This is a genomic window from Kitasatospora sp. UYEF31, from assembly GCF_057291755.1.
Window position 1 is genome coordinate 52,236 of sequence record NZ_JBXAWK010000002.1, and the last position, 15,199, is coordinate 67,434.

At 70.9% G+C, this 15,199-nt stretch carries 12 protein-coding genes and 2 pseudogenes; 7 read left to right on the plus strand and 7 right to left on the minus strand.

Annotated features, from left to right (window positions below; genetic code table 11):
• Window positions 1–11 precede the first annotated feature (11 nt).
• A pseudogene (locus AC0Z36_RS01275) lies at window positions 12–260 on the minus strand (FCD domain-containing protein); the annotation flags it as partial.
• 110 nt (window positions 261–370) lie between these two features.
• Here AC0Z36_RS01275 and AC0Z36_RS01280 point away from each other — a divergent pair.
• The 3 genes and pseudogenes from AC0Z36_RS01280 to AC0Z36_RS01290 form a co-directional block, all read left to right on the plus strand.
• Window positions 371–724, plus strand: a pseudogene (locus AC0Z36_RS01280) (MoxR family ATPase); the annotation flags it as partial.
• A gap of 269 nt (window positions 725–993) precedes the next feature.
• Window positions 994–2,097: an MFS transporter gene (locus AC0Z36_RS01285; protein ID WP_485460844.1), complete on the plus strand. Its 1,104-nt coding sequence runs from the start codon at window positions 994–996 to the stop codon at window positions 2,095–2,097.
• A gap of 73 nt (window positions 2,098–2,170) precedes the next feature.
• On the plus strand, window positions 2,171–2,659 hold the full coding sequence (locus tag AC0Z36_RS01290; protein WP_485460728.1) for a MarR family winged helix-turn-helix transcriptional regulator: 489 nt from the start codon (window positions 2,171–2,173) through the stop codon (window positions 2,657–2,659).
• Window positions 2,660–2,714: 55 nt separating this feature from the next.
• Here AC0Z36_RS01290 and AC0Z36_RS01295 read toward each other — a convergent pair whose 3' ends face one another.
• Entirely contained in the window at window positions 2,715–3,461 is a 747-nt protein-coding gene (locus AC0Z36_RS01295) for a nucleotidyltransferase family protein (protein ID WP_485460729.1), read from the minus strand.
• 189 nt (window positions 3,462–3,650) lie between these two features.
• Here AC0Z36_RS01295 and AC0Z36_RS01300 point away from each other — a divergent pair, with 189 nt between their 5' ends.
• Entirely contained in the window at window positions 3,651–4,310 is a 660-nt protein-coding gene (locus AC0Z36_RS01300) for a hypothetical protein (protein WP_485460730.1), read from the plus strand.
• A gap of 3 nt (window positions 4,311–4,313) precedes the next feature.
• On the opposite strand, the gene AC0Z36_RS01305 is transcribed toward AC0Z36_RS01300, so the two are convergent.
• From AC0Z36_RS01305 to AC0Z36_RS01315, 3 genes are all read right to left on the minus strand, one after another.
• Entirely contained in the window at window positions 4,314–6,713 is a 2,400-nt protein-coding gene (locus AC0Z36_RS01305) for a phosphoinositide-specific phospholipase C-related protein (protein WP_485460731.1), read from the minus strand.
• A gap of 340 nt (window positions 6,714–7,053) precedes the next feature.
• Window positions 7,054–7,539 (minus strand): DUF4442 domain-containing protein, encoded by a 486-nt coding sequence (locus tag AC0Z36_RS01310; RefSeq protein WP_485460732.1) that lies wholly within the window; start codon window positions 7,537–7,539, stop codon window positions 7,054–7,056.
• A gap of 79 nt (window positions 7,540–7,618) precedes the next feature.
• Complete coding sequence (locus tag AC0Z36_RS01315) at window positions 7,619–8,098, minus strand: hypothetical protein (protein ID WP_485460733.1); 480 nt, start codon at window positions 8,096–8,098, stop codon at window positions 7,619–7,621.
• A gap of 208 nt (window positions 8,099–8,306) precedes the next feature.
• Between AC0Z36_RS01315 and AC0Z36_RS01320 the strand changes: the two genes are divergently transcribed.
• Window positions 8,307–9,689, plus strand: a complete 1,383-nt coding sequence (locus AC0Z36_RS01320) for a CoA transferase (RefSeq protein WP_485460734.1) — start codon at window positions 8,307–8,309, stop codon at window positions 9,687–9,689.
• A gap of 92 nt (window positions 9,690–9,781) precedes the next feature.
• Here AC0Z36_RS01320 and AC0Z36_RS01325 read toward each other — a convergent pair whose 3' ends face one another.
• On the minus strand, window positions 9,782–10,105 hold the full coding sequence (locus AC0Z36_RS01325) for a UBP-type zinc finger domain-containing protein (protein WP_485460735.1): 324 nt from the start codon (window positions 10,103–10,105) through the stop codon (window positions 9,782–9,784).
• Between the two features lie 235 nt (window positions 10,106–10,340).
• Between AC0Z36_RS01325 and AC0Z36_RS01330 the strand changes: the two genes are divergently transcribed.
• Together AC0Z36_RS01330 and AC0Z36_RS01335 are read left to right on the plus strand one after the other, a co-directional pair.
• A complete protein-coding gene (locus AC0Z36_RS01330) occupies window positions 10,341–11,942 on the plus strand; it encodes a flavin-containing monooxygenase (RefSeq protein ID WP_485460736.1) in 1,602 nt (533 codons plus the stop codon).
• A gap of 166 nt (window positions 11,943–12,108) precedes the next feature.
• A complete protein-coding gene (locus AC0Z36_RS01335; protein WP_485460737.1) occupies window positions 12,109–12,717 on the plus strand; it encodes a septum formation family protein in 609 nt (202 codons plus the stop codon).
• Between the two features lie 71 nt (window positions 12,718–12,788).
• Here the strand turns inward: AC0Z36_RS01335 and AC0Z36_RS01340 are convergent, their stop codons facing one another.
• Window positions 12,789–15,020, minus strand: coding sequence for a HelD family protein (locus AC0Z36_RS01340; RefSeq protein WP_485460738.1), 2,232 nt, complete (start codon window positions 15,018–15,020; stop codon window positions 12,789–12,791).
• Window positions 15,021–15,199: the final 179 nt, after the last annotated feature.

The following is a 15,199-nucleotide window of genomic DNA, read 5'->3' on the forward strand; positions in this document are numbered from 1 at the left end:
CCGAGCATGACCTTCATGGTCTCGTTGCCGCACAACTGGACCAGGGCTTCATGGAAGTCCCGGTTCATCCGGATGAACGCCGGGTCGTCGGCGAGCGCTTCCGCCATGCCGGACTGGATCGACCGCAACTGCGGGACGACGGCCGACGCCCGGTCGGTCCGGGCCGCGCACAGGGCCGCGCACACCGGTTCGAGCCGGCGCAGCGCCTGGGCGAGGTCGGCGAGGTCGACCTGCCGGGTGTGCATCACCAGGCCGAACATGTGCGCGGCGTCGCGCACAAGGTGCTCCCGGGGTAGGTACCGGCGTTCACCGCGCTGGAGTTTCCATCATCCACGAACAAGTGGAGGAGTTCCCGCGTTCACGGTGACCTGGCGCTGGCATCGAGGCCGCTGATCGGCGGCCGGCGGTGCGTGGCGGGGTCCGGCCGGTGTTGTCGGCGCTGGTCAACCGCCTCGTCCACGTGCACCTGCGGACGTCGGCGGCGGACTGGCTGACCTGGGCGGTGCGCGCGGGAATCCACCCGTGGATCGTGGAGTACCCCACCCAGCGTCCGGACCAGTTGTGGAGTCCGCCACCGAAGACCGGGGAGCCGTTCTCCACCCCGCGCAGCTGGCACATGCTGTCCGACACATTGACGTCGTACGGGGACGGTGCGGACGAGGGGATCATCGCGCCGCCGGCCCACGGAGTGCTGAGCCCGGTGCACGCGGCGGGGTTCCAGGGCGATGCTGTCGGTGTACGACCAGAGCGGTGTTCTCGAAGCCGTCTTCGGCACGGCCCGCGTCGACGAAGGGGGCCATCAAGCCGAGCCGGACGGCCATCCGGGTCCTTTCGGGAGCTCACATTGTCGTTTCGTCAGATTTCAGCCCAGCAGAGCGGTGAACCCAGGGATGAATCACGTGATTCATCACACGCGCCGGGCTTCGGTGACGTACGGTCCTTTCCATGACCTGGCGACATTGACCTGTACCCGGATCCCGGCTCACGCGGCGGCTGTACGCCTACGCGTTCTTCGAGGACTTCGTCCTGCTCTACCCGGTGTACACGCTGCTGTTCACCGACACCGGACTGTCGCCCGCGGAGATCTCCTCACTGTTCGTCATCTGGTCGGCGACCGCCTTCGCGCTGGAGGTCCCGTCCGGCCTGTGGGCGGACATGTTCTCCCGCAGGCGGCTCCTCGCAGTCGCCCCGCTGCTCGCCGGGGCGGGGTTCGCGCTGTGGACCTTCCTGCCGTCCTACCCGTCGTTCGCCGTCGGCTTCGTCCTGTGGGGAGCGGGGACCGCGCTGCGGTCGGGCGCGCTGCAGGCACTGGTGTACGAGGAACTCGAACGCACCGGCGCGACTGGCTCGTACGCGAGGACCATCGGCCGGTCGGAGGCGTTCAGCGCCGCCGGGATCCTCGTCGCGACCGCGCTGGCGGCACCGGTCCTCTCGGTCTGTGGGTGGCGCGGGCTCGGTCTCGCGAGTGTGGCCGCGACCGTCGTCGCGGCGCTGGCCGGGCGGTCACTCCCGGAGTCCCGGGCTCCCGCGGACGAGGACACCCGATTCCTCGACGTCCTGCGCGCGGGGCTGGCCGAGGCGCGCGGCGCTCCCCCGGTCCTGCGCGCGCTCCTGCTGGTTTCCGCAGTCAGCGGGGTGAGCGCGACGGACGAGTACATCCCGCTGCTCGCCCGGTCGATGGTGGCCGACCCGGTGGCCGTGCCGCTGCTCGTGCTGGTGGTGAGCGTCGGGGAACTGGCGGGCGGCTGGCTCGCCGGGCGGGGCACACACCGGCTGGCGCAGGTGTCCGCGGTCGCCGCCCTGTGCCTGGCTACGGGCGCGCTGAGCGGACGCCCGGCGGGCATGGCGCTGGTCGCGGTGGCGTTCGGGGCGTTCCGGTGGTCGGTCGCCGCCGCCGACGCACGGCTGCAGGAACGGATCCCGGACCGCTCCCGGGCGACAGTGACGTCGCTGGCCGGGCTGGGCTCGGAGGTGGGCGCGATGCTCGTCTTCGCCGGCTACGCGCTCGGTTCGGCGTGGCTGGCACCGGGGGCGCTGTTCGCGCTGGCCGCTGTCCCCTACCTGGTCATGGCGGTGGTGTTGCGCCGGACCGGATGACGGCGGGCAGGCCGGCCGTTCACTTGTGCCGCGCAATAATCCGCAGATCAAAGTACTGACTATGCTGACCGCCATGACAGCCGCCGCAGGGCCCAAGGACGTGTTCGACGACCCCCGGATCACCGCGATAGGGCTCCTCGCGGAAACCTACACCGGGGTGATCGCGCACCTCACCCCGCACATCAACGGACACGGACTGGGGCTGGTCGACTTCCAGGTGCTGATCCGGTTGTCCCGGTCGACGGACCTGCGGCTGCGGATGAGCGACCTCGCCGCCCAAGTGTCCCTCTCCACCTCCGGGATGACCCGGGTCGTGGACCGCCTGGAGAAGGACGGCCTGGTGCGGCGGGAAGCCTGCCCCGCCGACCGGCGGGCGCTCTACGCGGCGCTCACCGACGACGGGTACCGCCGGATGGAGGAGGTCCTGCCCGGTCACCTCGAACTGCTGCAGAAGTGGCTGATCGACCCGCTGCCCGCAGAGCAGTTGGAAGGGCTGCTCGGGGCCCTGCGGATCCTGCGGGACACCGCCCACCCGGGGGCGCGGGCCGGGACGACTCCCTGACGGAGCGCCCGGCACCAGGGGGCGGGCCCGGGTGTCCCGCAGTCCCTTCGCCGGGTCAGGCCTGGATGTCGCGCAGTTCCTTCGCCGCCTCGGTGAGGTCCTTGGCCGTGTCGATGGCCCTCCAGTAAGCGCCCTGCGGAATCGGGAAGCCGGCCAGCCGCTTCGACCGGGCCAGGTGCGGGAAAGTCGTGCGCTCGTGGTCGCCGGTGTCCGGGAGCAGCGGAGTGAACTCCGGGGAGAACACGTACACCCCCGCGTTGATCAGGTAGGGGGACGGCGGGGCCTCGATGAAGTCGATGATGTGGCCGTACGTGTCCGTCTCCACGACGCCCCACGGGATCCGCGGCCGGGCCAGCGACAGTGTCGCGGTCGCCGTGCGCTCGAAGTGGAACGCAGCCATCTCGCGCAGCGAGAAGCGGGTCCAGATGTCGCCGTTGGTGGCGTACCAGCTCTCCTCGGGGCGCGGCAGTGCCTTCGCGGCGAACTTCAAACCGCCGCCGCGGCCCAGCGGCTCGGTCTCGACAACGGTGGTCGCGCGCAGGGGCAGGTCCGCGGACTCCAGCCACTCCTGCAGCACTTCGGCCAGGTGGCCGCAGGAGATCACCACGTCGGTGACGCCTTCTTCGGCGAGCCAGCGCAGCTGGTGCCCGATGATCGGTGTGCCGGTGCCGGGGATCTCCACCATCGGCTTGGGCCGGTCGTTGGTGTAGGGGCGCAGTCGCGAGCCCTGTCCCCCGGCCAGGATGACCGCCTGGGTGATCGGGCGGGCGGGCCCGGCGGGGCTGTTCGGTGCGGAAATCATGGGCACGACCCTACTGACCGGGCGCGGACGCGGTGCGGGCGGCCGCAGCGTGTCGGCCCGGGTGTCCCGTCCGGGCCGGTGCCGGACCCCGCAGAACGCCCTCGGGCGGCGGGGGACTTCCCCAGCGTGCTGCGACAAGAGCGGCCGGACCGTAGCCGGGGACCCCGCAGGCTGACAGGGTGGATGGTCGTGACCACACCGGAGCGGGAGAGGGGTACGGGGATGCGCTGGGTCCTGGTCCGAAGGATCGTCCGCGTGGTCGCGGTGACGGTCCCCGCCGGCGCGTTGTCCGCGGGCGCGTTGTCCGCCTGCTCGCCGGGCGGCGGCAGCGACGGCCCGGTCACCACTCCGGCGGCGGCAACCCAGGCGCAGGACATGCCTCGCCCGCGCGGCCCCGCCGGACTGCCGCCGCTGCCCGGGGGCCGGACCGCGGACACCGGCCTGCCGCTGGACCCGTGCACCCTCCTGTCAGCGGCCCAGGTGGGCCTGACGCTGCACCAGGAGGTGTACGCGGGCCTCCCCGACCCGGCGGTGAACGCCTGCCGGTACATCGACCCGGCCGGGCACGAACTGCTGAAGCTCACCTCCGGGCAGTTGCCGCGCGCGGCCACCGGCGGCCCGGCCCAGGTGGTGGACCTGCTCTCGGCTGACGGCACGCAGCGCGAGCCGGTCGGCGCGGTGGCCGACGCGGCCGTGTTCTACCTGCGCGACGAGGGCGGCAGCGCGGTGGCCCTGGCCCGCGGCCACCCGGACGCGGTGACCGGCGTGGTGGTCGCCACCAACCGGGACGCCCCGAAGGGGCAACTGGTCGACCTGGCGCGGCAGGTGGCCGCGGTGCTGCCGCGTTAGCGGTCAGCCCGGCGGTCCCGGACTCAGGTTCGAATTCAGACCCGAATTCAGATCCGAAGTCGGTCTTGAACTCGGGTCCGGGCCCGGACCAGGGCTTGAACTGGGGCTTGAACTGGGGCTCGGGACCGGATTCGGACGCACTCCGCTCTTCGGTCGTGTCACGTTCAGCACGTCCACCGCCCGGCGGGCCTGGCCGACAGTGGCGAAGTCCACCGCGACAAGGTTGACGACGTGCCCGCGGTCCGCCTCGCACTTCCTGGCCCGGTCCAGGACGAACTGCTCCGCGTTGACGATGCCCGCGTCCGTGCGGCTGCCGCCGCTGGCGGTGATGAAATTGTTGAGCAGGAACAGGTTCTTGCCGGTGCCGCCGCGGTTGGGGACGCAGCTCATGTCCGCCGGGGTGGCGAAGGAGTACGGGGTCTCCATGCCGTACTGGTAGAAGTTGCGGTACCACGCGGCCGGGCCGTCGGCGCGCTCCGCGAAGACCACCAGCCGCTTGTTGTCCTGGATCATCTTCCCGAGGGTCGGCCACTGTCCCTTCGGGTCGGCGGGCGGGACGGCGATCCGGTCGATCAGCCCGGCTTCCCGGAAGGCCTGCTCGGTCTCGACGCCGGTGACCGCGTCCTGGACCACCATCGTGACCACTTCGTCCGGGTTGCGGGCCAGCCAGTCGCCGATCCGCCGGAGCGTGACGACCATCGGGATGGCACCGGCCCTGCACAGCACGTGGCAGAACCACAGTCCGGAGCGGGCCGGCGCGACCTTGTCCACGATGCCGTTGAGCGTCCGGACGACCGCCGGATCCAGATCCGCCTCGGCCAGGCGGGCCCCGATCTCCTCCGTGGTCTCCCAGCGGTAGCTGTCGACCAGGAGGCCGCGGGCGCCCGCGTCAAGCTGGGTGATCAAGTCGGGGTCCTGCAGCGGGCTGTAGAAGCGGTCCTGGGTGGTGGACATGGAGTTGTGTGTAGCCAGCGAGGTGACCTGGTCGTAGTGGCGGTCGCACAACTGCGCCGAGCCGTTGCACCGCCGGGCCTCGTCCTTGCCGCCGCTGGCGGTGGGGCCCGGAACGAAGATCGTCAGGATCAGCGCCGCCGCCGCCGCGACCGCGACTCCGGCGGTGGCGGTGCGCACCCAGCGCCTGTGCACAGTCAGCTCGCGCCGCTGCCGGTAGTTGCTGACGACGACGACCACGAGCAGGACCACACCGCCGTACACGACCGGCACCAGCGACGCGGTGAGCCAGGCCCCACGCACGCTGCCGACCGCGCCGTTGGCGAGGTCGTCGACGAGGGAGGCGACCGAGGGGGCCCAGTTGCGTTCGGCGCCGTCCGACTGGATGTGCACCTTCGGCCACAGGAGGAGGCCGAACACCGCGGCGATCACACCGCCGCCGGTGAACGCCGCAGCCGGTCCGATCAGCCGGCCGAGCCCGCGCCGGGGCGCGGTCTTCCAGAGGACGAACAGCCCCGTCAGGGCCAGCAGCCAGGCGCCCGCCAGGACCCAGCCCAGGCCGAGCTTGGTGAACGCCCGCAGCTGGGGCAGCGCGCCGAGGTTGAGGTCCAGGTCCTTGGCCGTGATGTCGATGGTCAGGTCCCACGGCTGACCGTTGACCGTCTCCGCGAGACCGACGCGGGCCGCCTGGATCCGGTCGCCGAGCAGGGCCGGGACGATCGTGCCCAGGACCCCGCCCAGGTCGCCGCGCACCAGCGCGGCGGTCACCGGGTCACGCAGTCCGGAGCGGCGGTTCTCGGGCAGTTTGCTGATCAGCGTGTCGGCGACCGCCGGGGCGTCGGCCGCGCTGATGTTCAGCGACGGCAGGTTCGCCGGGGTGCGCCCGTTGGCCAGATCGTCCAGCGCGGTCGCCACCGTGTCGGTGAACTGCGGAGCGTTGTCCGCGGTGACCCGCGGTATCTGGCCGACGGTGTCGCCGACGAAGGTCTCGGCGAACGCGCCGAGGTTGTTCACCACCGGCTTGAGGTCGGCGACCAGGTGCAGTTCCTCGTCCTCGCCGCGGAGGTACTGCAGAGTGCGGTCGATCTGCGCGTCGGCCATCCCCCGCAGGGTGGACGGCGGGACCACCAGGCGGAGGTTCGCGGTGATCTGGTTGGCGGGGACCGGCAGCCGGGCAAGCAGGTCACTGGTGACCTCGGCGAGCGCCGGATCGGTCAGGACCTGGTCGTAGAGGCGGTCGTACGCCTTCTGCTTGTCCAGGACCGAGTCGTACCACTCCCGGTCGAGCACCGTGGCGCGGGCGACACCGAGACCGGTGATCACGGAGACGCTGAGCGCGACCACCAGGCAGCTGAAGAGCCTCAGCGCACGGACGGCGCGCCTCTTACGGACGGCGGGCTTCCCCGCCTTCGGGAAGCGCCTGCCGGGCGTGGTCACCTCGGACCATTTCATGGAACCTTCAAGAGTGGAGTACTGCGCGAACGGGGCTGAAAGGAACGTCGTTACGGTGCCAGGGAGCACCGGCACGGCGATTCGTCTTCCCTTGATCGTGAACGCTACGCCCTCACGGGTGCACGGGAAACCGCTGGAAGGGCTCCACCCGGCGGTGCCGGAGGAGCCCTTCCTGTGGCGCGGAGTAGGTGCGTACTCCGCGGTTCACCCGTTCAGCCGCGCAGCCGTTCCGCGGTTCAGTCATTCAGCCGCTCAGTCGTTCAGTCGTTCAGTCGTTCAGTCGTTCAGTCGTTCAGTGGTTCAGTCGTTCAGCGGTTCAGCGGTTCAGCGGTTCAGCGGTTCAGCGGTTCGGACGCAGCGTCCACACCACGGTCATCGCGGCGGTGGCGACACCCGCCTCGTTGCGGATCTCGATCGCGACCGGGAACTCGGGGCGCTCACCCTTGTCGAGCTGGGCGACGACCTCGGCGGCGGGACGGCCGAGCTTCGCCTCGGCGACGACCGGGCCCATGGCGAGCTTCAGGTAGTGGATCTCGGCGCTGACCGCGAGCGGGACGGCCCGGCCGAGCTGCTCGCCGAAGGCGGCGATCACGATCGCGCCGGAGGCGGACTCGGCGAGGGTGAACATCGCCCCGGCGTGCGGGCCGCCGACGTGGTTGTGGTGGGCGGCCTCGTCGGGGAGGCGCAGCACCGCGCGCCCGGGGCTGAGTTCGAGGAACTCCAGACCGAGGGTGCGGACGAAGGGCACGGACTGGCGCAGCCCGTCGGCGACCGCCTCGAAGGCGGCGGTGGCGGTGGCGTCGGGGGTGTTTCCGTCGTTGGTCATAGCCGGATACTACCGACGGGTAATGTCCGGGCGCGGCGCCCGTCCGCCTTCTTCGGTGGCCGGGCCCGCGCTACGGCCCTCAACCCGGCAGTTTCCACCGGAACGTGCGGCCGGCTTGGGAGTTTCCGAACTCCGCGGCTGCGGGCTCCGTGTGTCCGGGCTCTGCTTTTCCAGGCCCGGTCCTTCCAGGCCCGGTCCTTCCAGGCCCGGCCTTTCCTGCCTCCGCACTTGCGGACCGTTCACCGCCGGGCCCGGAGTCTGCGGCCGTTCGGGGTCGTGCGTACAGGGTCACCTCCAGGGCAGGGTCCCCCAGGCCGTCGGTCACCGTGCGGCGCAGCAGGTAGCCGGCCTTCTCCAGTTCGGCGAAGTAGCCCTCGATGGACCCGTGGCTCTCCCCGGGCCGGGAGGCCAGTACGGCGGGCGTCGGTTCGTCACCCGGGGACACCAGGAGCAGGTGGACGGCCAGGCCTCGCGCGGCGACGCTGAGTCTGTCGTCCTTGAGCAGTCCGTCGCCGACCCGTAAACCGCCCGCTCCGTCTTCGCCCCAGATCCTGCGCATGGCAGTCGCCTTCCCCGACTCCCCGGGTGCGGCCCCCGTGGCCGCGCACGCAGAAGTCGTTCCAGTGTCACCCCGTTCGCCGCGCTGCCGGGCCGTGTCGGGGCCAGTGCACGGAAAGGGATGAATTTTGGCAAAACGGCTTGCCTGACAGGCCACCTGGAGCCACCCGGGCCCGGGGTGTGGTGGCCGGTCGGGTAAGGATTTCGCCATGAGACCGACACCTGAGCACCTGCTCGACGAAGCCTGGGGCGCGCTGGGCGGTGATCCCGGGCTGCTCGGCGGCGTCCGGTTCACCGGGCCGGCCCACAGCCTGCCCGCCCGGTTGCCCGTCACCCAGCTGGCGCAGTCCACCGCGGCGGCGGCGGGGATCGCCGCAGCGTATCTGTCCGCCGTACGCAATGGTTCGGACGTGCCGGAGGTGACTGTGGATTCCCGCGCGCTGGCCTGCGCGTTCACCAGTGAACGGCAGTTGCGCGTGGACGGGGGGACGGCGCAGGCGATGGACCCGCTGTCGCGGTTCCTGCCGACCACGGACGGTTTTGTCCGGCTGCACGGCAACTATCCCCACCACCGGGCCGCCTTGTTCAGTGCGCTGCGGGTGTCCGGGCCTGCTGACGTGCCGTCGGTTCTGGCCGGGCTGCCGGGCGGGGAGATCGAGGAGCGGGTCGCCGCATATGGCGGGTTGGCCTTTGCCGTACGGGATCTGGAGCAGTGGAAGGCGCATCCGCAGGGCGCCGCGCTGCACGCCGACCCGTTGCTGACGGTCCGTCGGGGCGGGGTGTCGCTGGAGCCCGCGTGGGGTACGGTGCCGACGGGTCCGCTGCTTCCAGCGGCCGGGATCAGGGTCCTCGACCTGACACGGGTGCTCGCCGGACCGGTTGCGACCCGTACGCTCGCGCTCCTCGGCGCTGACGTGCTGCGGATCGACCCACCGCACCTGCCGGAGATCGCTGCGCAGCATCTGGACACGGGTCTGGGGAAGCGGTCCGCGCTGCTCGACCTGCGTACGGCGGCGGGGCGGGAGCGGTTCGAGGGGTTGCTGGCCGGGGCGGATGTGGTGGTGAGCGGCTACCGGCCCGGGGCGCTGGACGCGTTCGGTCTCGGCGCTGACGCGCTGCGGGAGCGGCGTCCCGGGCTCATCGTCACGACGCATTCGGCGTGGGGCACCACCGGCCCGTGGGCGGGGCGGCGCGGTTTTGATTCGCTGGTGCAGGGTGCGTGCGGGATCGCCCGGATCGAGGCGGACGGCGCTCCGGTCCCCGGTGTACTGCCGGCCCAGGTGTTGGACCACGGTACGGGTTATCTGCTGGCCGCCGGGGTGCTGCTGGCGTTGGCGCAGCGGGCGCGGGACGGCCTGGGTGCACACGTCGACGCGGCGTTGGGGCGTACGGCGGCCTGGCTGACGGGGCACTACGACCCGGCGGAAGCGTCCGTGGGGACGGCTGTGGATCCGGCACCGTGGACTGAGACGGTGCGTGCGCCTTACGGGGATCTGACGTTTGCGCTTCCGGCTTTCAGTGTTGCGGGTGGTCCGCGAGGCTGGGCGCGTCCGTCGGTGCCGTGGGGGACGAGTCCGGCCGTCTGGAGCTGAATCCCGGCCTGATCCGGCAGGAGGTCCGGCGTCGGGTTCCGGCTGCCGGGCCCGGCAGCGCCCGTTCGCGGGCACTGCCGGGCTGCCGCTGCTCAGTCCGCGACGGGTGCCAGGACCAGTTCGTCCTGGTAGCACCAGGCCCAGTCCTCGCCGCGTTCGAAGGACTTCACGATCGGGTGCTTCGTCGTGAGGTAGTGCTCGGTGGCGTGGGTGCCGGGTGAGCTGTCGCAGCAGCCGACGTGTCCGCACTCCAGGCATTCGCGCAGGTGCACCCAGGTGCCGCCGGTCCTGAGGCAGTCCTCGCAGCCCTGTGTCGTGCTGGGCTGCACGTCTTTGGTCTCCCCCAGGTGCGCGCAGTCCCCGCCGGTCTGGCCGGAGGACGGGTCGTTGACCACTCGGTAGTGCTGTGCCGCCATGGCGGGACTCCTGTCCGAACAGAGTTATGTGAACAACCGGTAGGTCGAGTAACCGTCCCGGCCCAGTACACGCGCCAGCTGGGCAAACCGATTGTTACCGGTGCGTACGAAAGCGTTGACCTGGCACGTTGTCAGGAATAGCGTCCGTCGGGTGCTCACGGCAGTACGGACGCACGTGTCCTTATTCGTTACTGCCGGTTCGGTTCATGCCACCGAAACCTGCCAGGAGTCACCCATGGCCACCAGTACCCACCCCGACCCCGTCGCCACTCCCCCCGGGGCCGTTCCCTCCGCAGAACGGCCGCACTTCCGTGTCGCCGTGGTCGGCAGCGGGTTCTCCGGCATCGGCGCCGGGCGCAGTCTGCTGAAGGCCGGGATCGACGATTTTGTCGTCTTCGAGCGCGCGGACGACCTCGGCGGCACCTGGCGGGACAACACCTACCCCGGCGCGGCCTGCGACGTCCCGTCCAACCTGTACTGCTTCTCGTACGCGCCCAACCCGGGCTGGAGCAGGGCCTTCTCCCCGCAGGCTGAGATCCAGGACTACCTGCGGCGCTGCGCCCGCGGGTTCGGCCTCGACCCGCACCTGCGCTTCAACCACGAGGTCCGGAGCCTGCGCTGGGACGCCGCGAGCGCGCACTGGGAGATCGACACCGCCGCCGGTCCCTACACCGCCGAAGTCGTCTTCGCGGCCGGCGGGCCGCTGGCGGACCCGTCGATCCCGGACATCCGGGGGCTGGCGGACTTCACCGGCCCGGTGTGGCACTCCTCGGCGTGGCGCCACGACGTCGATCTGGCGGGCAAGCGGGTCGCGGTGATCGGCACGGGTGCCTCGGCGATCCAGTTCGTACCGCAGATCCAGCGGACGGCGGGGAAGGTCGACCTCTACCAGCGGACCGCGCCGTGGGTCCTGCCGCGCTTCGACCGGAAGCTCACCGGGGTGGAGCGCGCGCTCTACGGCGCGGTTCCCGCAGCTCAGCTGACGGTGCGGCAGGGCCTGTTCTGGGCACATGAGTTGGCGATGCTGCCCACGTTCCGGGGTCCCCAGCGGACGGTTCCGAGCCGGCAGGCGGAGAAGCTGGCACTCGGCCACATCGCCAAGCACATCCCCGACGCGGCACTGCGGGCCAAGGTCACGCCCGGATACACGATCGGCTGCAAGCGGATCCTGCTGTCCGACGACTACTATCCGGCGCTGTCGCAGCCGAACGTCGAAGTGGTCACCGACGGGATCGCCGGGGTCGGCGAGCACGGCGTGGTCACCCGTGACGGCGTCGGGCACCCGGCCGACGTGATCATCCTGGGCACCGGGTTCCGGGCGACGGACCTGCCGATCATGCACCGGGTCACCGGCCGCGACGGGCTGCTGCTCGCGGACGCCTGGAAAGACGGCATGAGCGCCCACCAGGGCGCGATGACCAGCGGGTTCCCGAACCTGTTCTTCATCATCGGCCCGAACACCGGGCTGGGCCACTCCTCGATGACCGTGGTCATCGAGGCACAGGTGACGTACGCGGTCGACGCCGTCGCGCAGATGGAGCGGCACGGGATCGCCGAGGTGGAGGTGCGGCCGGAGACCGAGGCCGAATGGGACTCCTGGCTGCAGGAGCGGCTCGCGAAGACAGTGTGGATGACCGGCGGCTGCAACAGCTGGTACCTCGACCAGCGGACCGGCCGCAACACAACGCTGTGGCCGGTGGGGCTGCGGCGGTTCCAGAAGGTCAACAAGCGGTTCACGGCGGCGGGGCACCGGGCGCGGACGTGGCGTCAGGTACGGGCGGAACAGGGTGCGGTGAGCCGGGGCAAGGACGATTCCGGCAACGGAGGCGTTTCCTGACGCTCAATCACCAGACTGTGACCCAGGGCATACCGCACGGGGGCGGCTTTCGGACGACCTACAGAACCGCAGGCCGCCGTCAAGAGCCGCCACCACCATGTTTCGACCACGCCGGTGGGACAGAATCAGGGACGCTCCCCATCAGCCAAGGAAAGGCGCGTCCCCCATGCGTACTGCTCCCATATCCATCTTCAACCAGCGCGGACTCCGCACTGTCAGCGCGGCCGCCGCCGTGGTCCTCGGTGCCACGATGATGACCGGCTGTCTGGGCAAGGACGACAAGAAGGACGCCAAGCCCGCGGCGTCGGCGTCGAGCAGCGCGGCTCCGACGACTCCGCCTGTCGCGTCGGACACCCCGACCACCGGGAAGCCGGGAGGCCCGTCCCCGAAGACGTCCGGCGCAACGGCGCCGTCGAGCGGGATCCCGAGTTCCGACACCGTCAAGAACGTCCCCATGGCCGCCGGCCAGTGCTTCGACTTCAAGGGCAGCGACATCACCCCGAAGATGTGCGTCGGTCCGCACGACGACGAGGTGGTGAAGGTGATCACCCTGGACGGGTCGACCTCGCCGACCTCCCCGGACTGGGAGAAGTACTACGAGGAGCAGTGCGAGGCTGCGACCACACCAGTGGCGAAGCGCCAGCCGGACCCCGGAAAACTGCGCGGCGACTCGATCTCCCCCACCCCTTCCGGATGGATCATGAGTAACGACCGCCGCCTGGTCTGCATGCTGACGAGCGCGGACGATTCCAAGATGGTCGGGGCCCTCAAGTAACCCCGGACGACTGAGGGACTGTACGGATTTGAAATCCGTACAGTCCCTCAGTCGTGGTGGGACCCGAACGACTACACGATCCCCGTCAGCTCGCTCGTCCACTCCGGGTCCGCCGTGACCACCGCGAGCTGCTGCGTCGCACGCGTGAGCGCCACGTACAGCGTCCGCATGCCGCTCGGCGCCTGGTCGACGATGCCCTTCGGGTCCACGATCACCGCGGCGTCGAACTCCAGGCCCTTGGCGTCGAGGGCGTCCATCGGCTGGACCCGCTCCGGCAGCCCGGCCAGGGCCTTGATGACCGGGTCGGTCGCGCCGACGGGAGTGACCACGCCGACGGTGCCCTCGACTTCTTCGAGCAGACCTTCGACGACCTCGCGTACGGTCGCCCCGAGGTCACCGCCGACCACCGGGTGCAGGGTGGGCAGCTTCCCGCCGGTCCGCACCGCGCGCGACGGCTTGGCGCCCGGGACGGCCCGGACGAGTACCCGGGCGGCCACGTCGGCGACTTCGACCGGGTTGCGGTAGTTGGTCGTCAGTTCGAACTCGTAGCGCTTGCGCGAACCGAGGGCCAGGGCCATCGCCGCACGTGAGGCGTCGAAGTCCTCCCAGGCGCTCTGCGCCGGGTCCTCCACGACGGTCCACGTGGCGTGGGTGCCGCGGCGCTGGAGCATCCGCCACTGCATGGGTGTGAGGTCCTGCGCCTCGTCGACCACGATGTGCGCGTACTCGCTCGCCTCCTCGTCGAGGTCGACCTCCCGCTTGCGGGCCATGCGGTCCGCGTACGTGGTCAGTTCCTGCATTTCGTCCGGCTCGTTGCGGGACCGCTCGCCGGTGAAGATGTCCAGGCCGTCCACGATGTACGGGTTGTCCTCGTCGGACGAGCCGGGGCTCGTCGGGCGTTTCTTCGGCACCGGGCCCAGGAGCTCGGACAACTCGTCGATGAGCGCGATGTCGTGGAAGGACACCTCACCCGTGCGGGCGGTGCGCTGCCAGCTGTCGGCGAGCAGGCGTACCTGCTGGTTCGACATCCGGTTGGCGATCCTGCGCAGCCGGTGCTGGTCGGCCAGACCGCTCAGCACGTCGACCGGGCGCTGCACCGGCCACCACGCGGCGAGGAACTGGGCGAACTCCTCCCGTTCGGAGACGTCCTCGTAGAAGGAGTCCCGCTCGCCCTGCGCCGCGCCCTTGGTCCGCAGCTGGCGCCACATGATGTCGAGGACCTGGCGGGCGGCGGTGGCCCGGACGGTGTTCGGGCCGCGGCTGCGTCCGGACAGCAGTTCGCGGCGGACCTCCCGGAGCCGGCGGGTGTCCAGGACGGCCTCGGTGCCGCGGTGCCGGATGCGCAGTTCCTGCGGCGACCCGGCGGGCAGTTCGGTGACCGCGCGGCGCAGCAGCGGGATCATCGCGGAGTCACCCTTGATCCGGGCGACATCGGCGGTGTCGTGGTAGGCCGCGGTCATGCCGCCGCCCATGTCGCCGAGCGAGCGCAGGGTCGCCTCACCCTCACCGAGGGCGGGCAGGACCCGCTCGATGTACGCGGTGAAGCGCGGGTTGGGACCGACGACCAGCACGCCGCGGGAGCCGAAACGCTTGCGGTAGTTGAACATCAGGTAGGCGACGCGGTGCAGGGCCACGGCGGTCTTGCCGGTGCCGGGGCCGCCGCGGACGATGACCGAGCCGTCGATGCCGGCCCGGATCGCTTCGTCCTGCTCCTGCTGGATGGTGGCGACGATGTCCCGCATGTTGCCCTCGCGGGTGCGGGACAGGGCGGCGAGGAACGCGCCGTCGCCGACGATGACCATGTCGTCTTCGGCGGCGTCGGGCATCAGGAGGTCGTCTTCGACGTCGATTACCGCGTGCCCGCGGCAGTGCAGGACACGGCGGCGGATGACGCCGCGGGGGTCCTGCGGGCTGGCCCGGTAGAAGGATTCGGCGGCGGGCGCGCGCCAGTCCACGACGAGGATCTCACTGTCCTGGTCGCGGATGCCGATGCGGCCGATGTGCCGGGCCTCGCGGTCGCCGTCACGGTCCGCGGCCATGTCGAGGCGGCCGAAGACTAGTTCGTTGTCGGCGGCGTCGAGGGTGCGGGCCCACTGTTCGGCCCGGAAGACCATCACATCGCGCTCGACCAGTGCGGCCCGGGTTCCCACCTGGGCCTGGCGGTAGCCCTGGAGGAGCATTGTCTGGGCTTCGTCGCGCATAGCTTCGAGTCGGGCGTACGCCAGGTCGACGTGCGCCTGCTCCGCGTCGACCTCCCGCTGCTTGGCATGCTCTTCGGGCCGCCCCGCGGCGGGTGTGCTCATGGTGTGGTGCTCCTGCTGGTGCCGGGAACGCGAAACGCGAAACGCGAAAGGGCAAGGTTACCGGTGTGTCAACGGGTCTACGTGCACGTTTCCCGTCAGAGACGGCCGGTCGGGGACTGTCGGGGCTGCGACTGGGGACCGCAGGGGCCGACGGCGACCATACTGTGCCGTCTGTCAGG

Coding starts and splice junctions, on each gene's coding strand:
- AC0Z36_RS01315 (WP_485460733.1), bottom strand. CDS start 8,098: ATGCGCAGGATCTGGGGCGAAGACGGAGCGGGCGGTTTACGGGTCGGC.
- AC0Z36_RS01305 (WP_485460731.1), bottom strand. CDS start 6,713: ATGAAATGGTCCGAGGTGACCACGCCCGGCAGGCGCTTCCCGAAGGCG.
- AC0Z36_RS01330 (WP_485460736.1), top strand. CDS start 10,341: ATGGCCACCAGTACCCACCCCGACCCCGTCGCCACTCCCCCCGGGGCC.
- AC0Z36_RS01295 (WP_485460729.1), bottom strand. CDS start 3,461: ATGATTTCCGCACCGAACAGCCCCGCCGGGCCCGCCCGCCCGATCACC.
- AC0Z36_RS01335 (WP_485460737.1), top strand. CDS start 12,109: ATGCGTACTGCTCCCATATCCATCTTCAACCAGCGCGGACTCCGCACT.
- AC0Z36_RS01320 (WP_485460734.1), top strand. CDS start 8,307: ATGAGACCGACACCTGAGCACCTGCTCGACGAAGCCTGGGGCGCGCTG.
- AC0Z36_RS01325 (WP_485460735.1), bottom strand. CDS start 10,105: ATGGCGGCACAGCACTACCGAGTGGTCAACGACCCGTCCTCCGGCCAG.
- AC0Z36_RS01340 (WP_485460738.1), bottom strand. CDS start 15,020: ATGAGCACACCCGCCGCGGGGCGGCCCGAAGAGCATGCCAAGCAGCGG.
- AC0Z36_RS01310 (WP_485460732.1), bottom strand. CDS start 7,539: ATGACCAACGACGGAAACACCCCCGACGCCACCGCCACCGCCGCCTTC.
- AC0Z36_RS01290 (WP_485460728.1), top strand. CDS start 2,171: ATGACAGCCGCCGCAGGGCCCAAGGACGTGTTCGACGACCCCCGGATC.